Source organism: Intrasporangium zincisolvens (assembly GCF_034724055.1).
GTDB classification, from domain to species: domain Bacteria; phylum Actinomycetota; class Actinomycetes; order Actinomycetales; family Dermatophilaceae; genus Monashia; species Monashia zincisolvens.
The window spans coordinates 115,162-136,774 of sequence record NZ_JAWIIL010000008.1; the positions used below are offsets into that span (position 1 = coordinate 115,162).

The 21,613-nt window shown below is 73.4% G+C and carries 19 protein-coding genes and 1 riboswitch; of the genes, 8 read left to right on the forward strand and 11 right to left on the reverse strand.

The window, feature by feature from the left end; all coding sequences use genetic code 11:
- Positions 1 to 48: 48 nt before the first annotated feature.
- From RY076_RS18560 to RY076_RS18570, 3 genes are all read right to left on the reverse strand, one after another.
- Positions 49 to 417 (reverse strand): winged helix-turn-helix domain-containing protein, encoded by a 369-nt coding sequence (locus RY076_RS18560; protein ID WP_323100666.1) that lies wholly within the window; start codon positions 415 to 417, stop codon positions 49 to 51.
- Entirely contained in the window at positions 414 to 1,190 is a 777-nt protein-coding gene (locus RY076_RS18565; protein ID WP_323100668.1) for a hypothetical protein, read from the reverse strand. The genes RY076_RS18560 and RY076_RS18565 overlap by 4 nt, the downstream gene beginning before the upstream one ends.
- 351 nt (positions 1,191 to 1,541) lie before the next feature.
- Positions 1,542 to 2,810: a hypothetical protein gene (locus RY076_RS18570; RefSeq protein WP_323100670.1), complete on the reverse strand. Its 1,269-nt coding sequence runs from the start codon at positions 2,808 to 2,810 to the stop codon at positions 1,542 to 1,544.
- A gap of 414 nt (positions 2,811 to 3,224) precedes the next feature.
- Here RY076_RS18570 and RY076_RS18575 point away from each other — a divergent pair, with 414 nt between their 5' ends.
- Complete coding sequence (locus tag RY076_RS18575) at positions 3,225 to 4,745, forward strand: YhjD/YihY/BrkB family envelope integrity protein (RefSeq protein ID WP_323100673.1); 1,521 nt, start codon at positions 3,225 to 3,227, stop codon at positions 4,743 to 4,745.
- Positions 4,746 to 4,788: 43 nt separating this feature from the next.
- Here the strand turns inward: RY076_RS18575 and RY076_RS18580 are convergent, their stop codons facing one another.
- Positions 4,789 to 5,316, reverse strand: a complete 528-nt coding sequence (locus tag RY076_RS18580) for an RDD family protein (RefSeq protein WP_323100675.1) — start codon at positions 5,314 to 5,316, stop codon at positions 4,789 to 4,791.
- Positions 5,317 to 5,321: 5 nt separating this feature from the next.
- On the reverse strand, positions 5,322 to 6,527 hold the full coding sequence (locus tag RY076_RS18585) for a hypothetical protein (protein ID WP_323100677.1): 1,206 nt from the start codon (positions 6,525 to 6,527) through the stop codon (positions 5,322 to 5,324).
- A 206-nt stretch (positions 6,528 to 6,733) separates the two neighbouring features.
- Here RY076_RS18585 and RY076_RS18590 point away from each other — a divergent pair, with 206 nt between their 5' ends.
- Positions 6,734 to 7,441 carry a head GIN domain-containing protein gene (locus tag RY076_RS18590; protein ID WP_323100679.1) on the forward strand — a complete coding sequence of 236 codons (708 nt, stop codon included), beginning with the start codon at positions 6,734 to 6,736 and terminating at the stop codon, positions 7,439 to 7,441.
- Between the two features lie 15 nt (positions 7,442 to 7,456).
- Here RY076_RS18590 and RY076_RS18595 read toward each other — a convergent pair whose 3' ends face one another.
- Complete coding sequence (locus RY076_RS18595) at positions 7,457 to 8,668, reverse strand: RNA polymerase sigma factor (protein ID WP_323100680.1); 1,212 nt, start codon at positions 8,666 to 8,668, stop codon at positions 7,457 to 7,459.
- Between the two features lie 2 nt (positions 8,669 to 8,670).
- Positions 8,671 to 9,111 (reverse strand): YciI family protein, encoded by a 441-nt coding sequence (locus RY076_RS18600; RefSeq protein ID WP_323100683.1) that lies wholly within the window; start codon positions 9,109 to 9,111, stop codon positions 8,671 to 8,673.
- Between the two features lie 186 nt (positions 9,112 to 9,297).
- On the opposite strand from RY076_RS18600, the gene RY076_RS18605 reads away from it, so the two are divergent.
- From RY076_RS18605 to RY076_RS18615, 3 genes are read left to right on the forward strand one after another with little or no spacing between them, the layout of a single operon-like run.
- Positions 9,298 to 11,433 (forward strand): hydantoinase/oxoprolinase family protein, encoded by a 2,136-nt coding sequence (locus tag RY076_RS18605; protein WP_323100685.1) that lies wholly within the window; start codon positions 9,298 to 9,300, stop codon positions 11,431 to 11,433.
- A gap of 1 nt (position 11,434) precedes the next feature.
- On the forward strand, positions 11,435 to 13,483 hold the full coding sequence (locus RY076_RS18610; protein ID WP_323100687.1) for a hydantoinase B/oxoprolinase family protein: 2,049 nt from the start codon (positions 11,435 to 11,437) through the stop codon (positions 13,481 to 13,483).
- 3 nt (positions 13,484 to 13,486) lie between these two features.
- Complete coding sequence (locus tag RY076_RS18615) at positions 13,487 to 14,320, forward strand: NmrA family NAD(P)-binding protein (protein ID WP_323100689.1); 834 nt, start codon at positions 13,487 to 13,489, stop codon at positions 14,318 to 14,320.
- A gap of 47 nt (positions 14,321 to 14,367) precedes the next feature.
- On the opposite strand, the gene RY076_RS18620 is transcribed toward RY076_RS18615, so the two are convergent.
- Positions 14,368 to 14,613: a hypothetical protein gene (locus RY076_RS18620; RefSeq protein WP_323100690.1), complete on the reverse strand. Its 246-nt coding sequence runs from the start codon at positions 14,611 to 14,613 to the stop codon at positions 14,368 to 14,370.
- A gap of 201 nt (positions 14,614 to 14,814) precedes the next feature.
- Between RY076_RS18620 and RY076_RS18625 the strand changes: the two genes are divergently transcribed.
- Together RY076_RS18625 and bar are read left to right on the forward strand one after the other, a co-directional pair.
- A complete protein-coding gene (locus tag RY076_RS18625; protein ID WP_323100691.1) occupies positions 14,815 to 15,813 on the forward strand; it encodes a carbamate kinase in 999 nt (332 codons plus the stop codon).
- A gap of 18 nt (positions 15,814 to 15,831) precedes the next feature.
- The gene (gene bar / locus RY076_RS18630) at positions 15,832 to 16,968 is read left to right on the forward strand and encodes a barbiturase (RefSeq protein ID WP_323100692.1); all 1,137 of its coding nucleotides are present in this window, start codon (positions 15,832 to 15,834) and stop codon (positions 16,966 to 16,968) included.
- A 211-nt stretch (positions 16,969 to 17,179) separates the two neighbouring features.
- Here bar and purH read toward each other — a convergent pair whose 3' ends face one another.
- Both purH and purN read right to left on the reverse strand, forming a co-directional pair.
- Complete coding sequence (gene purH, locus RY076_RS18635) at positions 17,180 to 18,781, reverse strand: bifunctional phosphoribosylaminoimidazolecarboxamide formyltransferase/IMP cyclohydrolase (RefSeq protein ID WP_323100694.1); 1,602 nt, start codon at positions 18,779 to 18,781, stop codon at positions 17,180 to 17,182.
- Positions 18,782 to 18,826: 45 nt separating this feature from the next.
- Positions 18,827 to 18,904: riboswitch (ZMP/ZTP riboswitch) on the reverse strand.
- Positions 18,905 to 18,948: 44 nt separating this feature from the next.
- Positions 18,949 to 19,614, reverse strand: coding sequence for a phosphoribosylglycinamide formyltransferase (gene purN / locus RY076_RS18640; RefSeq protein WP_413785797.1), 666 nt, complete (start codon positions 19,612 to 19,614; stop codon positions 18,949 to 18,951).
- Between the two features lie 71 nt (positions 19,615 to 19,685).
- Here purN and RY076_RS18645 point away from each other — a divergent pair, with 71 nt between their 5' ends.
- Positions 19,686 to 20,090: a hypothetical protein gene (locus tag RY076_RS18645; protein WP_323100695.1), complete on the forward strand. Its 405-nt coding sequence runs from the start codon at positions 19,686 to 19,688 to the stop codon at positions 20,088 to 20,090.
- On the opposite strand, the gene RY076_RS18650 is transcribed toward RY076_RS18645, so the two are convergent.
- Complete coding sequence (locus RY076_RS18650) at positions 20,077 to 21,516, reverse strand: cell division protein PerM (protein WP_323100697.1); 1,440 nt, start codon at positions 21,514 to 21,516, stop codon at positions 20,077 to 20,079. The genes RY076_RS18645 and RY076_RS18650 overlap by 14 nt on opposite strands.
- Between the last annotated feature and the right edge of the window lie 97 nt (positions 21,517 to 21,613).

The following is a 21,613-nucleotide window of genomic DNA, read 5'->3' on the forward strand; positions in this document are numbered from 1 at the left end:
CGTCGACCAACGGCCGCTCGCCGGCGGGCCCCGCACGGGAGCGACGCGTCAGGCGCCCTCGAAGCGGCGCAGCAGCTCTCGGATCGCGGCCATCTCCTCGGCGAGCGCGTGCCGCCCGGCCCGGGTGATGGTGACCCACGTGCGGGGGCGCCTGCCGGCGTAGCCCTTCTCGACGTGGACCAGGCCGCTGCCGGCGAGCACCTCGATGTGCCGGCCGAGGTTGCCGTCGGTCAGCCCGAGGTTGGACTTGAGGTAGGTGAAGTCGGCCCGATCGGCCTCGGCGAGCAGGGCGAGGATGCCGAGGCGCGCCTTCTGGTGGACGACGTCGTCGAGCCGGCTGGTCGGGTGCGGCTCGTCCACGCCCGACGCGTCGGCCACCTCGACCGGGTCGACGGGCACCGCGTCGGGCGGGGTCACGACGCCACCGGCTCGCGGAGGCGCGGGGTGGAGGCCCCCGCACGACGACCGCGGAGGGCGACTCCGATCAGGACAAGACCGAGTGCGGCCATGACGACGAGGTCGGCCTGGACGACGACGTCCACCGAGACGGAGTCGTCCAAGCCCACGATCCTGAGCAGGTCACCGAAGCGGTTGGTGAAGAAGCCGAGGTGCGCGAGCGTCACGACGACGCCGAAGACGACGACCCACGCGGCGAGCCGCCGGTCACGACGACGCCAGGCGATGAGCAGCAGGGCGATGCCGATGAAGGCGGTCGGCGCCATGAACCCGACGATGCCGAACATCCCGACCATGCCCCATGCCGAGAACGGCAGGCCGAACGTCGCGATGAGGAGCAGACCGACACCGCCCGCGATCCAGGCCCCCGCGCCCGCCCCGGCCCCGCGTCGCCGGCTCCGGACGCCGAACCACACGCCGATGACGAGCAGGCCGGCGCCGCCGACCATGGCCCAGTAGTTGTCGACGAAGTGGGAGAACCACAGCTCGGCGTCGGTGCTGTACCTCGACTCCCCCGGGCCGAGGTCGGAGTAGAGCACGTTCTGCTCGACGTGGCTGACGGCCGCGTAGCCGAGCGTCAGGACGCCGAGGACGAGGAGCGGGATCTCGAGACCCCGGGTGTCGCGGCGGGCCACCCGGCGCAGCTGCTCGGTGCGGGTGAGGACGTCCTCGGCCGCGGCGAGCTCGGCGTGCCGTACGGGCTGGGCGGACTGGGCGGACTGGGTGTCGGACATCGGCTCTTCCTTCCGCGGCGGGCGCCCCTGTGCGCCCGATGCGTTAACTCTGCACTGCAGAGTAGTCATGCGTCAAGAGTTCTCGACATGACCAAGCCACCGCCGACGACCGTTGGGGCACCCGACCTGTCCCCGGCAGGCGTGTCGGCGCCGACACGCCGCGACCCCAGGTGACGCGTCGACCAACGGTCGTCCGGCGGCGGTGCTCCGGCACGTGGCGGTGCTCCGGCACGCGTCGACGCTCAGGCACGCGTCGACCGACGCCCTCCCGACGGCGGGACCGAGGGTGCGCGGAGCGGGCCTGCCGGCCCGGGCACCTGCGAAAGGGTCGCCCGGGCCGGCCCCTCCCACTCAACCCGCGGGTCGCTGCCGGCCCACGCCCTGCGCCATCCCCCAGACCGCCACCAGCAGGAGGGCGACGATGAGGCCGATGACGAGGACGACGAGGCCGGACGGGTTCTCCCAGAGCACGAGCACGAGGGCTCCGACGGCGAGGATCCCCCCACCGACGGCGAGTGTGTGGTGCGCCACGGTGTCGCCCACGGGCCCGCTGCTGAGCGAGCTCCACGAGCGGCCCGCGGCCTCGCCCACCCGGCGGCCGCCCCGTGCGAGGGCCGCGCGGCGGCCGAGCAGGATCGCGACCGCCGCGACGACGAGGGCGATGATGAAGACGAGGCGGATGCCGTCGCGCAGGAAGCGCGTCACGGTGTCGAAGACGTAGGCCGACGCCTGTGGCGACATGACGTCGGTGGGCATCTGGTCGAGGTAGATCCCTCGGACCACGACGAGTCCGATGCGCAGCAGCAGCAGGCCGATCGCGGTCCCGAGCGCGGCCCACATCAGGGTCTGACGCCGGCGCCCCCGGGCCAGCGCGATGGCGCCGGCGAACGCGACCAGGCCGATCCACGGCAGCCAGTTCGCCAGGGTGTTGAGCGTCCGGACGGCCTTCTGGGCCTTGTCGACGCCCTGGAGCCGGGCGATCTCGATCGTGGCACCCACTGCCGGGATCTGGGCCGCGACCGTCAGGCCGGCGGCGACGAGGCGCGCCTTGACGGCCTCGATGATCGGGCCGAGGTTGAGCAGCACGGCGCCGTTCGACACCGTGACCACCTTGCCCTGGTCCTCCCCGGTGAGGATGCCGACGAGGGAGTCGTGCGCGGTGCGGTTGGCTGCCGTCCAGAGGGTCGCGAACGCCTCACTCGTCACGGCGCGGTGCACGATCGTGGAGATGAGGCCCGACACCGCGTTCTCGATGGGGGCCTTGAGACGCGCGGCCTGCGGCGGGAGCGCCTCGTCGACGAGGGCGCCGATGTCGAGCCGGGCCGCGATCTGCCGGTTGACCGCCGCCTCGACGGCCGCCTGCACGTCCGGGTTCGTCGCGAGCGGTTCCATCGTCGCGACGTAGCGGTCGGTGTTGAGCACCTGGTTGCGGGCCCAGATGGCCGGCACCGCGAGGGTCAGGCACAGCGCGCCGATGATGACGAGGATGACGGCGCCCGTCGTGCGCGCCGCACGGCCCACCCGGACCGCCGTCGGCGACTCCAGCTCGGCATTGCGACGACGCAGCCTCTCGTTCTCCGCCTCGAGCGCCATGACGTCACCCGCGGACGCGGCGGCCACGGGAACAGCCCCCACGGGCACGTCCCCCGCGGCAAGGGCCCCCACCGGCACCTCCGCCCGGGGCACGTCGCCCAGAGAGACGTCCCCCGTGCGAACAACTCCCACGGGCACGCCCTCCGGAGGCACCTCCCCCGCAGGCACGGCCGCCGCGGGCCCGTCGCCCGTCGGCACGTGCTGCACGGGTACCGGCTGTGTCGGTGGAGTGGCGGGGCCTGCGCCCACCGGGTCCTGGTCCGTCGTCATGTCCGGTCACCTTCCCCACGCTCGCGTGCCCCTCGTGGGCGCCCTACCGCGACCCACGGGCCCCTGACGGCACGGCTGGTCTCGCGCCCACCATCGCGCCGGACGCGCAGCCCGCGCATCACGCTCCGGGAGTGAGGCGCTGCCGTGCCACACGGGCGCACCATCGGGCGCATGCCCAGCGACGCCGACGGTCCGGGTCAGGGACCGGGTCGAGCCGCCCGGCTCCTAGACCGGGGTCGGCACCTGCAGTCCGAGGCGGGACGACGCCTGCTGACCGCACGCGAGGAGCACGCGTCGGTCCGGCTCCTCACGGACGCACTGCGTGAGGACCGGGACACCGGCGGCGCGCTCCTCGCCGGCGCCCTCGCCTTCCGCCTGTTCCTGTGGCTGCTGCCGGCGGCGCTCGTGGTCGTCGCCCTCTTCGGCTTCTCCAGCCCGGACCGGGTGCGCACCGACCTCACCCAGGCGGGCCTCGGGGGCTTCATGGCCTCGACCATCTCGCAGGCCACGGCGCAGGCCCACCAGGGACGCTGGATCCTGCTCCTCATCGGCGTCGTGGCCCTCTACTCGACGTCGGTGGCCCTCGCCAAGGCGATGTGGATCGGCACGAGCCTCGCCTGGCACCTGCCCGTGGCCAGGCTGCACCGCTCGCCCCGCGCCGCAGCAGCCGTCGTGGTCCTCATGATGCTGGCGGTCACGCTCACGCTGGCGGCCGGCTGGGTGCGCTCCGTCGCGTACACCGTGGGGGTCGTCGTCACGCTGGTGATGCTCGCGCTGTACACGCTGCTCGGCTGGTACGTCCTGTCCGTCCTGCCGCGACCGGCTGGCGCGTCGGTGGTCGACCTGCTGCCCGGGGCGCTGCTCATCGGCGCGGGCGTCCAGGTGCTCCACCTCGTCAGCGCCTTCTACCTCGTCAACCGCATCAGCACCTCCTCCCAGCTCTACGGCGCCCTCGGCGCGGCCGCGACCGTCCTGCTCTGGGGCTACCTGCTCGCCCGCGTGCTCATCGGCGCCTCGACCCTCAACCGCACCCTCGGCCGGTACCGGGACGCGGCACGGCTGCCCACCGGGAACGAGCACGCTGCGGCGGTGCCCCTGCGCGGCCTGGCGGCCCGGCTCCGGGCCGACTGGCGCGACATCGTGGCGGGCACCCACACCGGCGGACCCGGCCCCTCCGACGGGCCGGATCCGACCGGGGCCGGGCAGGCCGCCGCTCTGACGGTCTGGCGCTTCGACGACGAGACCGGGGCGCAGGCGGCCGGCCGCACGTTGGGCGAGCTCGAGCGTCGCGGGGCCCTGCGCGTCCTCGACGCAGCGGTGGTCACCTGGCCGACGGGCGCCTCACGCCCACGGGCCTCGCAGCTGGCGTCCACGCGGGCGAGCGGGGCGCTCGGCGGCTCCTTCTGGGGCCTGCTCCTCGGGATCATCTTCTTCGCACCCGTGCTGGGGCTCGCCGTGGGCGCGGCGGCCGGGGCGCTCGGCGGTTCGCTGCGGGAGGCGGGGATCGGCGAGACCTTCATCCGGCAGGTCCGCGACGAGGTCACCCCGGGCACGTCCGCCCTCTTCGTCATGACCTCCGACGTCGACCTCGACGAGGTCCGCACGGCGTTCCTGGCCCATCACCCGACGCTGCTGCACACCAACCTCACGCCGGAGCAGGACGCCGCGCTGCGTGAGTACTTCGACGCTTGACTCCCGGGTCAGGGCACCGACGCGTCAGGCGGACGGGGAGGCGTCAGGCGGAGGCGTCGGCACGCTCGGACGCCGAGGCCCAGTCGTAGACGACCGAGGTGCGCAGCAGGACGTCGACCCCCGAGCGGTTCTCGCGACTGAACACCACCCAGAAGAGCAGGATCGGCACGAGCACGCACAGGAGCGCCCGCGCGACGGCCCGGACGGGCCCGATCCGCCGGCCGTGGGCGTCGACGACCCGCAGGCCGAGCAGGCGGTCGCCGTAGGTGCGCCCCGTGATCGCCCACGCGAGGCCGAGGTAGCAGGTGAGGAACGCGAGGAACACGGCCAGGAGCAGCTGGAAGCCGGGGTCGGGGACGGTGAACTCCCGTGGACGCAGCAGGTAGGTCACGGCGACGACGCCGCCGTACCCCACGGCGACGGCCACGACGGCGACGAGTCCGTCGACGATCCCCGCGAGCACGCGCGTCACGACGCCGGCCCGGTGGCCCTGCACCGACCGGGCCGCCTGCGGGACGGTGAGGCGCGCGATCGGACCCGGGCGCGGGTCCAGCGGCGGTTGCGCGGTCATGGTCGTCAGGGGGCCGGGTCGGGGCCGCCCGGATCCGGCCCGCCCCATTCACGGCGGATCTGCGGACGCGTCGGCGGTGTGCCGTCCCCGTCCTCGAAGGTCGGGCCGGGAGCCCGCTCGGGCCGGTGCAGCAGCCGGTCGACGACGTGCGCCACCCGCTCGTCGGCCCCGATCCCCTGCCGGCGGACCTCCCGGATCCCCTCGGAGGCCATCGACCCGGTGGAGCTGCGGATGATCCCGGGCAGGTCGATCCCCTCGACGACGACCTCGGCCAGGGCGACGAGGTCGAGCTTGGCGATGACCGCGTCGATGTCGGCCTGCGCCACGATGGCGTTGACGTCGATCCGGTCGATGATCCGCTGCAGGTCCACCCCGGCGACGATGCCGTCGATGTCGAGTGAGGCGACGACCGCACCGATGTCGGCCCGAGCCACGATGGCGTTGACGTCGATCCGGTCGATGATCCGCTGCAGGTCCACCCCGGCGACGATGCCGTCGATGTCGAGTGAGGCGACGACCGCACCGATGTCGGCCCGAGCCACGATGGCGTTGACGTCGATCCGGTCGATGATCCGCTGCAGGTCCACCCCGGCGACGATGCCGTCGATGTCGAGTGAGGCGACGACCGCACCGATGTCGGCCCGAGCCACGATGGCGTTGACGTCGACCCGGTCGACGATCTGCTGCACGTCCACGCCGGCGACGATGCCGTCGATGTCGAGTGAGGCGACGACCGCACCGATGTCGGCCCGAGCCACGATGGCGTTGACGTCGACCCGGTCGACGATCTGCTGCACGTCCACGCCGGCGACGATGCCGTCGATGTCCACGTGCTCCTGCACGACCTCGTCGAGGTCGACGAGGCCGAGCACCGAGTCGACGAGCCGCGGGGCCACCTGCTGGGCCACCGCGTACGCGCGCCTCGTGGCTTCCTGCCGCTCCTGGGTTCCGCGGGCGATCAGGCCGTCGACCCAGGGCACCGACCGCAGCTGTCGGCCAAGGGCGAGTGGCACCCAGGCCAGCGCGGTGACCGGGCGGGCGAGCAGGGCCGCCAGGCCGGCCATCCGGACGGCGCGCTCGACGACGAGCGCCACGATGGCGACGGCACCGTCCGCGACGTCGACCGGCGACCACCCGGGCGGCGCGCCACCGGCGTCGGGCGACGGCGGCGCAGGCGTCTCGACGGGCTCGTCCGGGGGTTCGATGAGCACGGTCTCTCGCTCCTCACGACGGACGGTGACGACCCCTCGATCGTCCGGCCCCGCGCGCACCCGCGCGTCATCCTCAGCGGGTGACCCGCCGCGTCGCGGTGGCGCCCAGACTGGGGGCGGACACCTTCCGGCTCCCCCGCGCTCGGCGGCTCCGGTCACTGCACGGGCCGCTGCACGGGCCACGACCCATCGGACCGAGGACCCCGATGCGACCACGACGCACCCCCACCCCAGTCCGCGCCGCGCGCACCGCCGCGTGCACCACCGCGCACGTCGCCGCAGGCCTCGTCACCGCGGTCATCGCGGTCGCCGCCCTCGGTGCGTGCTCCTCCACGACGGGCTCGGGCACGCCCGCGTCGGAGTCACGGCCGGTCAGCGGCTTCTCGGCCGTCGAGCTCGCCGGGGTCGGCACGGTCGTCGTCGAGCCGGGCACGACGGAGTCCGTCACCGTCGAGGCCGACGACAACATCCTGCCCATGCTCAGCTCGGACGTGGCGGGCGACACCCTCGTGCTCGGCACCGAGCCCGGGTCCTCGATCTCGCCGCGGACCCCGATCAGCTACCGGGTGACCGTCACCGACCTCTCCGGACTCCTCGTGAGTGGGTCGGGCGACATCACCGCCGGCGGGGCTGCCGGGCCGGCCCTGTCGGTCGCCATCTCCGGCTCGGGCACGATCACCACGGCCGGCACGACCGACCGGCTCTCCGTCGACATCTCCGGCTCGGGCGACTTCGCGGGCGGTTCGCTCACGGCCCGTGACGTCGACGTCACAGTCTCGGGCAGCGGCAGCGCCCTCGTCCACGCGAGCGCCACCCTGCACGCGTCGATCAGCGGCAGCGGCGACGTGCGCTACCTCGGGGAGCCGACGGTGACGAAGGACGTCAGTGGCTCGGGCGAGGTCGTCAAGCAGTAGCGTCCGGCGAGCGGCTCAGGCCTGCGGGCTGCGCAGGCGCGCCGCCCGCGTCGCGAGGTGGCGGCGCTCGGCGTCGTTGGTGGCCAGGCCGGCTGCCGCGTCGAGGGTGGCGGCCGCAGCGGCGTCGTCGCCCGCCATCTCGAGCAGCTGGCCGCGCACCGCGAGCCACCGGTGCGTGGTGCCGAGGCGGTCCTCGACCTCGTCGACGACCGCGATGGCGGCCCGCGGGCCGTCGACCATCGCCACGGCGACCGCGCGGTTGAGGGTGACGACCGGGTTGCCCGTGACCTCCTCGAGGAGGCCGTAGAGCGTGAGGATCTCGGGCCAGTCGGTGGAGGCGGCGGTGGGCGCCCGGTCGTGCACCGCGGCGATCGCGGCCTGCAGCTGGTACTCACCCACCGCACCGATCGCCAGGGCGCGCGCGAGCACGTCGAGACCCTCCGTCACGAGGGCGCGGTCCCACCGCGAGCGGTCCTGCTCGGGCAGCGGCACGAGCCCGCCCGACGCGTCGCTGCGGGCCGGAGTGCGGGCCTCGAGCAGCAGCATGAGGGCGAGCAGCCCGAGCGCCTCGGCGTGCTCGGGGACGGCGGCCACGAGCATCCGCTGCAGCCGGATCGCCTCGCGGGACAGCTCGACCCGCTGCAGGTCGGCCCCGCGCGTACCGGTGTAGCCCTCGTTGAACAGGAGGTAGAGCACGTGCATGGCCGACGCCAGTCGCGCGTCGAGCTCGCCGGGGTCGAACCGACGGAACGGCTCGCCCGACGCGCGGATCGTGGCCTTGGCGCGGCTGATCCGCTGGGCCATCGTCGCCTCGGGCACGAGGAAGGCGGCTGCGACCTCGGCCGTCGTCAGGCCGCCGACGGCGCGCAGCGTCAGCGCGATCGCCGACGCCGGTGTCAGCGACGGGTGGCAGCACATGAGCAGCACGGTGAGGCTGTCGTCGTGGCCGGCCGCGTCGGATGCCGGCACCTGCCAGTCCACGGCCCGCGCCTCGCGCTCGCGGCGGGCGCTGTCGCTGCGCCACTGGTCGACGAGCCGGCGCGAGGCCGCCCGCACGAGCCACGCGCGTGGCTCGTCGGGCAGACCGTCCACCGGCCAGTGCCGCGACGCGGCGATCAGCGCCTCCTGCACGGCGTCCTCGGCGGCGTCGAAGTCGCCGAACCGCCGGCTGAGGATCCCGACGACCTGCGGCGCGAGGGTGCGCAGCAGGCCGTCGAGCGGCGGCATGCTCAGCGGGTCGAGCCCGCCGTGCGCAGGAACGCGTCCATCTGCTCGGTGTCCGCCGGCGCCTGCTCCATGACCCGACGCACATGGATCGGCTGCTGCGTCGGGCGGCCCCCGCGCCCCGGGACGGCCGAAACCCTCGCGGCGATCTCGAGAGCCCGCTTCTCGGTGTCGACCTCGACGACCTGGAAGCCCGCGAGCCAATCCTTGAACTCCTGGAACGGGCCGTCCGTGACGACCGGGGCGCCGCCGTCGGACGTGACGATCTTGGCGAGGTCGGGACCGGTGAGGATCGTCGCGTCGACGAGCTCGCCGTTCGCGACGAGCTCGTCGTTGAGCGCCGCGTAGTAGTCGAGGTGCGCCTGGACCTCCGCGGGCTCCCACTCCGACATCGGGGTCTCGTCGGGGCCCGACTGGAAGTCGACGCCGATGAGGTACTTCGCCATGGTGCTCTCCTTCGTGTGGGGCGTGCCCAGCGTGGCACGCTCACCCCGTCGACGGAGCCGGAGGCGCGACCTCGACATCCGGCGGCGGTCCGCGACCACGACTGTCGAGGGTTGACGCCGGGACCCCGGCCTGTTGGCAGCATGTGCCAACGCCCCGACACCCGCTCCCTCGGTTGAATCCTGACCATGACAGCAGCGACCCCAGCGGCGTCCACCAGCACCGACGCGTCGGCCCGCCGGCGCCTGCGCATCGGGATCGACACGGGCGGCACGTTCACCGACGTCGTCGCCCTCGACGAGGACTCGGGCGAGCTCGTCACGACGAAGACGCCCTCGACGCCGAGCAACCCGGCCGACGGCTTCCTCGCCGGGGTGCGCAAGGTGCTCGACCTCATGGGCGCGAGCGGCGACGACATCACTGCCGTCTCGCACGGCACCACCGTCGCGACGAACAAGCTGCTCGAGGGCAAGGTCGAGGCGCTCGGCTTCGTGACGACCGAGGGCTACGAGTTCATCCTCGAGATCGCCCGCCAGGCCGTGCCCGACGGCTACGGCAACTCCTACTTCTGGGTCAAGCCGCCGCGCATCGTCCCGGCCGACTACGTCAAGACCGTCGGCGGTCGGATGGACTTCGAGGGCAACGAGATCCGCCCCTTCGACGAGGACGGCGCGGTCGCCGCCGCGCGGTGGTTCAAGGACCGCGGCATCACGACGATCGGCGTCTGCCTGCTGCACTCCTACGCCGACGACAGCCACGAGGTCGCGATGCGCGAGGTGCTGCGCCGTGAGCACCCCGACGCGGTCGTGTCGATCAGCTCGGAGGTACTGCGCGAGTACCGCGAGTACGAGCGCTCGATGACCACGCTCGTCGACGCTGCGGTCAAGCCCAACGTCAGCCGCTACGTCGCCAACATCCACCAGCGTCTCGACGAGTTCGTCGACAGCAGCGAGAAGCTGCCGTTCTACATCATGAAGTCCAACGGCGGCGTGCTCTCGGCCGACGAGGTCGTCCACCAGCCGATCACGACAGTGCTGTCCGGGCCGGCCGCCGGAGCGCTGGGCGCCGGGCTCATCGCGAGCCGCGCCGGCTTCGACAAGGTCCTCACCTGCGACGGCGGCGGCACGTCGACCGATGTGTCCGTCGTGCTCGGCGGCGAGCCGACGCTGACGACCGAGGGCTCGGTCGGCGCCTACCCGAGCAAGATCCCGATGATCGACGTCGTCACCGTCGGCGCCGGTGGCGGCTCCATCGCGTGGATCTCCCCCGAGGGCTCGCTCAAGGTCGGCCCGCAGTCCGCGGGCGCCGACCCCGGCCCGCTCTGCTACGCCAAGGGTGGCACCGAGCCGACCATCACCGACGCGCACGTCACCCTCGGGCGCATCCCCCCGCACCTGCTCGGCGGCGAGATCCCCCTCGACGTCGACGCGGCCCGGGCCGGCGTCACGGCCCTGGCGGAGCGCCTCCGGCTCGACTTCGAGCGCTGCGCCACGGGCATCCTCGAGATCTCGGCGTGGAACCAGGCCAACGCCCTGCGCCAGGTCAGCGTCAAGCGCGGTCTCGACGTCCGCGACTTCATGCTCGCGACGTTCGGCGGGTCGGGCTCGCTGCTCGCCTGCCGCCTCGTCGACATCCTCGGCCTCGCCGGCGTCGTCGTGCCGCAGAACCCGGGCAACGTCTCGGCCTTCGGCCTGCTCACCGTCGACGTCAAGAACGACTACGTGCAGACGGCCGTCGCGCGGCACTCGTCCCTCGACCACGCCGCCGTGCAGAAGACGTTCGACGACCTCACCGCCAATGCCGCGAGCGCCCTTGACGCCGAAGGCTTCCCGCGCGAGAGCCACCGCTACACGCGCACCGTCGACCTGCGCTACTTCGGCCAGGCCTACGAGGTGCGTGTCGCGGCACCCGACGGCGACGTCACCGAGGCGTACGCCGCCGACGTGGCCGCACGCTTCCACGACGAGCACCGCGCGCTCTACGGCTACGACTTCCGTAGCGACCCGACGCAGCAGGTCGAGTGGGTCAACCTCCGCGTGACCGGCGTCGGACCGATCACCCGTCCCGAGCTGCGCGAGCTCGAGCCCGCCGAGGGCGGCCCCGACGTGCGGGAGCGCGCTCACCGCAGCGTGCGACCGGTGTGCTTCGACGCCGATGCCGGCTACGTCGACACCGACGTGTGGTGGCGACCCGACCTGCGGGCCGGCGACACCGTGCACGGCCCCGCGATCGTCGAGGAGTTCGGCTCGACCGTCCCCGTCCACCCCGGCTTCGTCGTGCGCGTCGACGCGCTCGGCAACCTCGTCATCACCAAGGAGGCCTGACATGTGCTTCTCCTGCCAGACCGCCAGCACCCGCCTCGCTCCCGTCGACGCGGCCACCGGCTCGCACAACGGTGACATCCAGGGCGCCGGTCACGCCGGTGACGCGCCGGTCAACCCGGCCGGGCTCCCCACGGCGTACGAGCACGGCAACCGCCTGACGCCCGAGGGCACCACGGTCGACCCGATCCTCGTCGAGATCGTCGAGGGCACCCTCGCCAGCGTCGAGATGGAGGTGGAGACCGCAATCGCCCGCACGAGCCGCTCCCCCATGATCCGTGACGCGCACGACTTCCGGGCCGGCATCCACGACCGGCAGCTGCGCAAGCTGACCGGCCGCTCCTACAGCGCGCTCGTGCACCCCATCGTCCGCGACTTCCCGCTCGCCGAGATGGGCGAGGGCGACGTCTTCTTCCACAACGACGTCTACGAGTCCGAGGGCGGCATCGGCCACCTGCCCGACCTCTGCGTCACCGTGCCGGTCTTCTCCGGCGGCGAGGTCGTCGCGTTCGTCCAGGCGTTCGGCCACCACGATGACATCGGCGGCGCCGTGCCCGGCTCGATGCCGAGCAACGCGCAGACGGTCTTCGAGGAGGGGCTGTCCGTCCCGCCGATCAAGCTGTGGGACAAGGGTGTTCCCAACCAGGCGGCCCTGCGCATCATGACCCGCAACAGCCGCATGCCCGACAGCCTCGCGGCCGACCTCGACGCCGAGTGCTCGGCCTGCCTCATGGGCGCGCGCCGCCTCGGCGAGCTCTTCGAGCGTTACGGCCGCGACACGATCGAGGCCGCGTTCGACGCGATCCTCGACAAGACGACGGAGACCTACCGCCGCGAGATCCTCAGCAAGATCCCCGACGGCACCTACGTCTGGGAGGACTACGCCGAGCACGATGGCGTCGACGAGCCGAAGCTGCACACGCAGCGGATCACGTTGACCAAGCAGTCGACCGGCGGCCCCGGCCGCTCGGAGCAGTACCCGGACGGCGGCCCCAAGCTCGTCATCGACTTCACCGGCACGGCGCCGCAGGCCAAGGGCCCGATCAACCACTGCGGTGACTACGTCGGCGGCAACTTCCTCAAGAAGTGGCTGGCCCCGATCCTGCGCAACCTCGCCGACACCCCCGAGCGGATGGCCGAGCTCGACGTCAACGAGGGCATCGTGCCGCTCATCGAGATGAAGTTCCCCGAGAAGGGGACGCTGCTGACGCCGATCTACCCGGCGCCGACGAACGCCCGTACGTTCGTCATCCTGCGCCTGCTCGGCGTGCTCGCCGGCGTCGTCGCCAAGGCCGTCGACGGCAAGATGCCCGCCGACCAGGAGACGATCCGCTACACCGGTGTCTACGGCAAGGACCGCGACGGCAACGACTACCTCATGCGCGAGGTGCTCGGCGGCGGCTCGGGCGGGCGCTACTACGCCGACGGCGAGGACACGATCCACGTCGTGCCCGACAGCCGCAACCTGCCCACCGAGTTCACCGAGAGCCGCTTTCCCTTCATCGTCGAGCGGCTCGGCCTCGCGGTCGACTCCGGCGGCGCGGGGCGCCACCGCGGTGGCCTCGGCTACGAGAAGCACATCCGGATGCTCAAGGACGCCCACTTCATGTCGATCGCCGACCGCTCGATCCTCGCCTGCTGGGGCGTCAAGGGCGGCAAGGCGGGTCGCCCGTTCGAGGTGACCGTCGACGTCGGCGGCCCGGACGAGCGCACCGTCGACGCGCTCGCCGACGCCGAGGTGGTCAAGGCAGGTCAGGTCATCCGCATCCGCACCACCGGCGGCGGCGGCTGGGGCGACCCCCTCGAGCGCCCCTACGCCGAGGTCGAGCGCGACCTGCGCTGGGGCAAGGTCTCCCTCGAGGGCGCGCGCCGCGACTACGGCGTCGTCGCCGGCGGCACGAAGGACGAGCCGACGATCGACGCAGCCGCGTCCGACGCCCTGCGCACGCAGCTGCGGGCCGAGCGGGCCGACGAGCAGCCGTTCTTCGACCGCGGGCCCGGCTACGCCACGCTCGCGGCTGGTCAGCAGGCTGCAGACGTCGACTGGGTCTGAGCGATGCGGGCTCTCGTGATCGGCGCGACCGGCAAGACCGGTCGCGCCGTCACGCGCGCCCTGGCCTCACGCGGCGTCGACGTCCGTGCCGCCGTGCGGTCGGCGGACGCGGCGGACCGGGCGCGGGCGGCAGGCGCGCGGTCGGCGTCGGTCGTCGACCTCGAGACCGGGGCCTGCCTCGACGCCGCGCTCGACGGGGTCGAGGCCGTCTACCACCTCGCGCCCAACGTCCACCCCGACGAGGTCGGCATCGCCCTTCGCGTGGCGAGCGCCGCCCGCGTCGCCGGCGTCGCCCGGTTCGCCTTCCACTCGGTGCTCCACCCCGACGACGCGTCGATGCCGCACCACGTCCGCAAGGGCGAGGCCGAGGCGGTCGTGCGCGACCTGCACCCGGACGCCCTCGTGCTGCGGCCGGCGGCGTACCACCAGAACCTCCTCGACGCGGCCCGCGCGGGCCGCATCGCCGTGCCTTACTCGCTCGACACCCCGTTCACGAACGTCGACCTGGACGACGTGGCCGAGGTCGCAGCCCTCCTGCTCACCGGTGCGGCGTGGGACACCGGCGCGTTCGAGCTCGCGGGCCCCGAGCGGCTCTCCGTCCGTGAGCTCGCCGACGTCGCCTCGCGAACCCTCGGACGCGAGGTCGTCGCCGAGCGAACCAGCCTCGACGCGTGGCGTGCGGGGCCGGGGGCCAGGCTCAGCGCGTCGGCCCGGGACGACCTCGAGGCGATGTTCGCCGCCTACGACCGCGACGGACTCGTCGGCGACCCTGCGACGCTCGCCCGGCTGCTGCCACACCCATCCCGAACATGGTCCGCGGCCCTCACGGCCGGGTGAGAGCCGCGGTGTCATGCGGGGTCACGGACGGGGTGGGGACGGCGGCGTCAGTCGACGTCGCGCTCCTCGATCGTCTGGCGCACGGTGTTCGTCGGGAAGGTCGCCCCGCCCGGGTTCTCCTCGCGCGTCACGATCTTCTTGCGGTGGGTGCCCTTGCTGCCGTGCCAGATCAGGGCGCCGCCGGCGACCATGAGGATGACCCCGACGACGGGCAGGTTGATGACCGACGTGTTCGCCCGGACGGCGAACGTCAGGATCGCGCCGATGACGGCGAGCAAGACTCCGACTCCCACGATGTGCGGCCCCTTCCTACCGGGCTCGGCGGCGGCCCGGTACTGGCCTCTTTACCCGAAACTGTATCGCCGCTGACCTCCTCGTGACACCGGCCACCCGGCCCCGCGCCCGTCGCACGGCCCAGATGTGCCAATCGCGACGCCCGCCTCTGGCAGGAGGTGACAACGCCGCACGCGGCCGGCCGCTCCTAGGCTCGCCGCATGAGCCAGCCGACGCGGCCCACCGACGCCACGGCCGACGCGTCCCCCTTCCCCGCCGCACCCCTGCGTGTCGTCGTCGCGCTCGGCGGCAACGCCATGACGGGCCCCGACGGCAGCGCCACGCCACACGCCCAGCGTTCGGCCATCGGCCGCGCCATGGAGCACGTGGCCGACCTCGTGGCCCGCGGCACCGAGGTCGTCATCACGCACGGCAACGGGCCGCAGGTCGGCAACCTCCTCGTCAAGAACGAGCTCGCGGCGCACGTCGTACCACCGGTGCCCCTCGACTGGTGCGGCGCCCAGACCCAGGGCACCATCGGCTTCACGGTGCTCGACACCCTCGAGGCCTCGCTCGCAGCGCGCGGCGTCGAGCGCCCCGTCGCCGCCCTCGTCACCCGCACCCGCGTCGACGCCGGCGACCCCGGCTTCACCCGCCCGACCAAGCCGGTCGGCCGCTACCTCCCGCACGACCAGGCCCAGACCCTCATCGACCACGGCGAGACGTGGGAGGACCGCGGCGAGCGCGGGTGGCGGCGGGTCGTCGCCTCGCCCGAGCCGCTCGAGGTGCTCGAGACCCCTGCCGTGCGCACGCTCCTCGCCGCCGGCTACGTCGTCGTCGCGGCCGGCGGTGGTGGCATCCCCGTGGTGCGCGGTGGCGACGGACGCGTCCGCGGCGTCGAGGCGGTCATCGACAAGGACCTGACGGCCGCCCTCCTCGCCCGGGCCCTCGACGCCGACGTCCTCGTCATCGCCACCGACGTCGACCACGCGGTCGCCGGCTGGGGCACGCCCGAGGCGCACCCGATCGGACCCGTCACGCTCGACGAGCTCACGGCGTACGCCGACGCCGGCCACTTCGCGTCGGGCTCGATGGGTCCGAAGGTCGAGGCGGCGCTGCGGTTCGTCCGCGCCGGCGGGCGCCGGTCCGTCATCACCGACCTGTCCCGCATCGCCGACGCCGTCGAGGGCGGCGTCGGAACCGTCGTCGAAAACCACTGAAGAGAAAGGTCATCCACCGTGCCTGAAGCCATCGAGGTCCGCAAGGTGCCGATCCACTCCGTCTCCGACGCGTCCGAGCTCGCCAAGCTCATCGAAGACGGCGTCATGGAGGCGAGCCGCGTCATCGCCATCATCGGCAAGACCGAGGGCAACGGAGGCGTCAACGACTACACCCGCATCATCGCCGACCGCGCCTTCCGCGAGGTGCTCGTCACCAAGGGCGCCCCGGCCGACCAGGTCAAGCAGGTGCCGATCGTGTGGTCCGGCGGCACCGACGGCGTCATCAGCCCGCACGCGACGATCTTCGCGACCGTCCCGGCCGAGCAGGCCGAGCCCTCCGACGACCTGCGCCTCACGGTCGGGTTCGCGATGAGCGAGGCGATCAAGCCCGAGGAGATCGGCTACGTCGCCATGGTCTCGAAGGTCGCCGACGCGGTGAAGGTCGCCATGGAGCGCGCCGGCATCACCGACCCCGCCGACGTCCACTACGTGCAGACCAAGACGCCGCTGCTGACGATCCACACGATCCGCGACGCCAAGGAGCGCGGCCACCGGGTCTGGACCGAGCACACCCACGAGTCGATGGACCTGTCCAACGGCACCACCGCGCTCGGCATCGCCGTCGCCCTCGGCGAGATCGAGATGCCGACCGACGCCGACGTCATGCACGACCGGTCGCTGTTCTCCTCGGTGGCGTCGTGCAGCTCGGGTGTCGAGCTCGACCAGGCCCAGGTCGTCGTCGTCGGCAACGCCCGCGGCGTCGGCGGCCGGTACCGGATCGGCCACTCGGTCATGCAGGACGCCCTCGACGCCGACGGCATCTGGGCCGCGATCAAGGACGCCGGCCTCGACCTGCCCGAGCGCCCGCACACCTCCGACCTCGACGGCCGTCTCGTCAACGTCTTCCTCAAGTGCGAGGTGAGCCAGGACGGCCAGGTGCACGGTCGTCGCAACGCGATGCTCGACGACTCCGACGTGCACTGGCACCGCCAGATCAAGTCGGCCGTCGGTGGCGTCACGGCGTCCGTGACCGGCGACCCTGCGGTGTTCGTGTCGGTGTCGGCCGCCCACCAGGGCCCCGACGGCGGTGGCCCGGTCGCGGCGATCGTCGACCTCGGCGAGGGCGACCCCACCGGCTACCGCTGGACCCGCTGACCCGCTGACCCGCCATCCGTCGAGAGGCCACGAGCGGTCCCCGGATCACCGTCGAGAGGCCACGAACGGCGGTCCGACACAGGACGAGAGGCCAGCTTCTCCCGAAGAAGCTGGCCTCTCGTCGTGCCACCGGCCACCGAACGTGGCCTCTCGACGGTCGAGACGCCACCGAACGTGGCCTCTCGACGGTGAAGGGGGGTGGGTCGGTCTCTCAGTGGGCGAAGTGGCGGGCGCCGGTGAAGTACAGCGTCACGCCCGCGGCCTTCGCGGCCTCGACGATCTCCTCGTCGCGGATCGACCCACCGGGCGCGACGACCGCACGCACCCCGGCGTCGAGGAGGATCTGCAGGCCGTCGGCGAACGGGAAGAACGCGTCCGACGCGGCCACCGAGCCGCGGGCGCGGCCCTCGCCGGCGCGACGCACCGCGAGGTAGCACGAGTCGACGCGGTTGACCTGGCCCATGCCGACACCGACGGCGGCGCCGTCCTTGGCGAGCAGGATGGCGTTGGACTTCACCGCGCGGACGGCGCGCCACGCGAACTGGAGGTCGGCCAGCGTCGCGTCGTCGGAGGCGTCACCGGCGACCAGGCGCCAGTTCGCCGCGTCGTCGCCACCCGTCACCGCGTCGTCGTCACCGCGCACGACGGCATCGACGCGGTCGACCGACTGCACGAGCAGGCCGCCGCTGATCGCGCGGGTCTCGATCGGGTCGGCCGCCTCGGCCATCCCGGCGGGCAGGCGCAGGATGCGCAGGTTCTTCTTCGCGGTGAGGATCTCGAGCGCCTCGGGCTCGAAGTCCGGCGCGATGATGACCTCCGTGAAGACCGGCTTCGCCGCCGCCGCCATCGCCGCCGTCACGGTGCGGTTGGCCGCGATGATGCCGCCGTACGCACTGACCGGGTCGGTGGCGTGGGCCCGCTCGTACGCCTCCTCGATGGTGCCGCCGACGGCGATGCCGCACGGGTTGGCGTGCTTGATGATCGCGACGGTCGGCTGGTCACCGTGGTCGTGCGCGGCGCGCACCGCGGCGTCGGTGTCGACGTAGTTGTTGTACGACATCTCCTTGCCGTGCAGCTGCTCGGCCGAGGCGACACCGGGGCGCCAGTGCGTGTAGAGGGCCGCCTTCTGGTGCGGGTTCTCGCCGTAGCGAAGGGCGGCCGAGCGGTCGAACGTCGCGCCGGTCCACGCCGGGAAGCCGGTGCCGTCGGTCGTGTCGGCGTAGGCGTTGCCCATCCAGTTCGCGACGGCGTTGTCGTAGGACGCCGTGTGGACGAACGCCTCGGCGGCGAGGCGCTGACGCTGGCCGAGGGTGAAGCCCCCGGCGCCGAGCGCGTCGGCGACGGCGCCGTAGGCGGTCGGGCTCGTGACGACGGCGACGCTCGGGTGGTTCTTCGCGGCCGCGCGCACCATCGACGGCCCACCGATGTCGATCTGCTCGATGCACTCGTCGGGGGTCGCACCCGAGGCGACGGTCTCGCGGAACGGGTACAGGTTGACGACGACGAGCTCGAAGGCCTCGACGCCGAGCTCGGCCAGCTGCTCGAGGTGCTCGGGCTTGCGAGTGTCGGCGAGGATGCCGGCGTGGACCTTCGGGTGCAGCGTCTTGACGCGGCCCTCGAGGCACTCGGGGAAGCCGGTCAGCTCCTCCACCGGCGTCACGGTGATGCCGAGCGCGGCGATGGTCTTGGCCGTCGAGCCGGTCGAGACGATGGAGACGCCGGCGGCGTCGAGCGCCCGGGCGAGGTCCTCCAGACCGGTCTTGTCGTAGACGGAGATGAGCGCGCGCTTGATCGGACGGCGGCCGTCGGACATCAGAACTCCTGGCTGTGGGTGCTGTGGGCAGCGGTGTCGATGACTCCGGAGCACCCAGGCGGGCGATGCTCCGACCGTTCACTCCCTGGTGGTTGCCCACCTGCGCCAGTCGTGTACGGCCAGCGTAGCGGCCGCGGGGACGCCTGCCGAATCCGTCGCCGCGCCCGTCAGCCGATGCGGACCCGGCGCCCCTCGACGGCGAAGCCCTCCCGGGCCATGCGGCCGACGACGTCGACGAGCAGCTCGCGCTCCTGAACCTTGATCCGCTCGTGGAGCGTCTCCTCGGTGTCGTCGTCGGCGACGGGGACGACGCGCTGCTCGATGATCGGGCCCGTGTCGACACCCGCGTCGACGACGTGGCACGTGGTGCCGGTCACCTTGACGCCGTAGGCGAGCGCGTCGCGGACGCCGTGCGCGCCGGGGAAGCTCGGCAGCAGCGCCGGGTGGGTGTTGACGACCGTCGCGACGGCCAGGGCCGCCGGACCGAGGATGCGCATGAACCCGGCGCTGACGACGAACGCCGGCGACGCCTCGGCGATGCGCGCCGCGAGCGCCGCGTCCCACGCCGCCCGGTCGTCGTGGTCGCCGGGGGCGATGACCGACGCGGGCACACCGGCCCGCTCGGCCCGCTCGATCCCGACGCAGGGCCGGTCGGCCACCACGGCCGCGACGCGGACGCCGAGCGCCGGGTCGGCGGACGCGTCGAGGAGCGCCTGCAGGAGCGTGCCCGAGCCCGACACGAGGACGACTACGTCGACCGGCGCGGTCGGGCCTCCGGCGGGCGAGGTCGTCGGTGCAGCGTCGGGCTGGCTGGGGGTGGCCGCGGTCGTCACGCGCCGGAGTCTAACGACGCCGCCGTGGCCCCGTGCCGCCCCGCCGGTGGGCATGGGTGAGGATGGGGCACATGAGCCAGCCGCCCCGGAACCCGCAGCGCGAGGCCGAGATCGCCTACGCCCGCGAGAAGGCGCGGTACTCCCTGCCCGTGCCGCTCTTCGCGCTCGTCGGGATCACCGCGATGTACCTGCCGCTGCCGCAGCGGTTCGTCGCCCTGCTGCCGCTCGTCATCGCGATGGTGCTCGCCGTGCGGCTGCTGCGCTTCCTCACGCCGCGCCCGGGGCGCGAGAAGGTCTGGGCCGGGGTCGCCCTCGCCGTGCTGACCCTGCCCGTCATGTCGCTGCTGCTGCAGGCCCTGATGTACGGGCCGGTCAGCCGCTACGAGGACTGCCTCGCGGGGGCCCAGACGAACGTGGCCCGCGGCCAGTGCGAGCGGCTGCGCGATGCCAGTCCGCTCGGGTTCATCTCCGACTGACGCGCCCGCTGCCGGCCGACGCGTCGGCGCCCTGCTCTTCAGCGCTCCCGGTGCGCGATGCCCCGGCCTCGCCCGCGGCGTCCGACGCCTCCGATGCGCCAGACGCGCCTGATGCGCCCGACGCGTCGGAGCCCCCTCCGCTCTGCCGATCGCGCACGTGCAGGACCGCGAGCCACAACAGCGCGCCCGCGAGCACCTCGGCGGCGAGGGCCGCCGCGAAGGCCCCGACCGGGACCCCGACGCGCGAGAGGCGGTCGGTGCCCACCGCCCCGTTCGCGAGCGCCGTGAGGGCCACGACGACGGCCACCGGGAGCAGGGCGGCCACGGTGGTCGCGGTCACCCGCGCCCGGACGTTGCCGAAGAACTCGAGCTCGCGGTCGACGCGTCGGGCCTGCAGCGCACCGACGGCGACCGGCGCGAGGATCACCAGGTACATGGCGGCCGGGTAGTCGGCCGCCTGGGGCATCGCCCCGAGCACCGGCACGAGCGGCAGGAGGCCGGGCTGGGCGGCAGCCGGGCTGACCGCCCCGCCGAGCGCGAGCTGGAAGCCCGGTCCGGCGAGGAACCCGAGGGCCCACGTCGCGGCGTTGCCGAGCAGGGCCAGCTGGGCCAGCCCCAGAATGACGGTGGCCCCCGCGTTGACGCCGAACTCGTCCTGGACCGCCATGACCTGGCCCCACGACACGGCGAGGCGCGCCACGACGACGACCGCCCCGAGCGTCATCAGGACGCCGACCCCACACCAGCCGGTGCGCCACACCGCCGGCAGCCACGTCGGTCCGCGGCGGAACCAGGTGCGCACGAAGGCCGGCGCGGCGTCGTCCTCGGGGCGCAGGAGCACGAAGCCGAGGGCGAGCAGCGGCACGATCAGCGACCCGAGCACCGCTGCGGCCCCGGGCGTCGCCGGGCCGCCGAGGGTGAAGAGCGCGAAGACCGCGGAGCCGGCGCCGTACCCGACGACGAAGCCCGGCACGACGCCCCAGCGCGCCACCTGGCTCCACGCGTCGGGACCGACGCGGAGCCGCTCCGTGGCCACGACGCGTCGGGCGAACCGGAAGGCGACGTGCACGAAGACGAGCAGGAGCAGCACCGGCGTCATGGAGAGCGTCACCCCGGCGGCGGTGCCGACCGACTGGCCGTGACCGAGGAACCACACGGCGCTGCCCACCGACACCGCGGAGAACCACCCGAGCGAGCTCTCGGGTGCGGCCACCCAGCCGATGAGGGCGGGCAGGCCGACGACCGACCACGTACCGACCGCGGCGAGCAGTCCGGCGCGCAGGGCCGCCGGGACGGCGGACGACGGGGTGGGGCTCGTGGCGGGCAGCGGACTCACTCCTGACGGGCCGGGCGTGCGGTCGCCTCCATGGTCGGCGCTCGACGTGCCGGGGGCGAGCCCCCACGCCGGGCGCGGCCGAACTCTCACCCCAACTCCACACTGCCCCAAGCGGCGTGACGAACAGAGCAGTCGAACGGCCTGACAGGGGTGCGGCGGACGACGGAGACTGGAGATGAAAGGGAGT

Bases quoted from the DNA above. Each gene is read 5' to 3' on its own strand.
- RY076_RS18565 (WP_323100668.1), bottom strand. From the start codon at position 1,190: ATGTCCGACACCCAGTCCGCCCAGTCCGCCCAGCCCGTACGGCACGCC.
- RY076_RS18575 (WP_323100673.1), top strand. From the start codon at position 3,225: ATGCCCAGCGACGCCGACGGTCCGGGTCAGGGACCGGGTCGAGCCGCC.
- RY076_RS18580 (WP_323100675.1), bottom strand. From the start codon at position 5,316: ATGACCGCGCAACCGCCGCTGGACCCGCGCCCGGGTCCGATCGCGCGC.
- RY076_RS18590 (WP_323100679.1), top strand. From the start codon at position 6,734: ATGCGACCACGACGCACCCCCACCCCAGTCCGCGCCGCGCGCACCGCC.
- RY076_RS18595 (WP_323100680.1), bottom strand. From the start codon at position 8,668: ATGCCGCCGCTCGACGGCCTGCTGCGCACCCTCGCGCCGCAGGTCGTC.
- RY076_RS18600 (WP_323100683.1), bottom strand. From the start codon at position 9,111: ATGGCGAAGTACCTCATCGGCGTCGACTTCCAGTCGGGCCCCGACGAG.
- RY076_RS18605 (WP_323100685.1), top strand. From the start codon at position 9,298: ATGACAGCAGCGACCCCAGCGGCGTCCACCAGCACCGACGCGTCGGCC.
- RY076_RS18610 (WP_323100687.1), top strand. From the start codon at position 11,435: ATGTGCTTCTCCTGCCAGACCGCCAGCACCCGCCTCGCTCCCGTCGAC.
- RY076_RS18615 (WP_323100689.1), top strand. From the start codon at position 13,487: ATGCGGGCTCTCGTGATCGGCGCGACCGGCAAGACCGGTCGCGCCGTC.
- RY076_RS18625 (WP_323100691.1), top strand. From the start codon at position 14,815: ATGAGCCAGCCGACGCGGCCCACCGACGCCACGGCCGACGCGTCCCCC.
- purH (WP_323100694.1), bottom strand. From the start codon at position 18,781: ATGTCCGACGGCCGCCGTCCGATCAAGCGCGCGCTCATCTCCGTCTAC.
- RY076_RS18645 (WP_323100695.1), top strand. From the start codon at position 19,686: ATGAGCCAGCCGCCCCGGAACCCGCAGCGCGAGGCCGAGATCGCCTAC.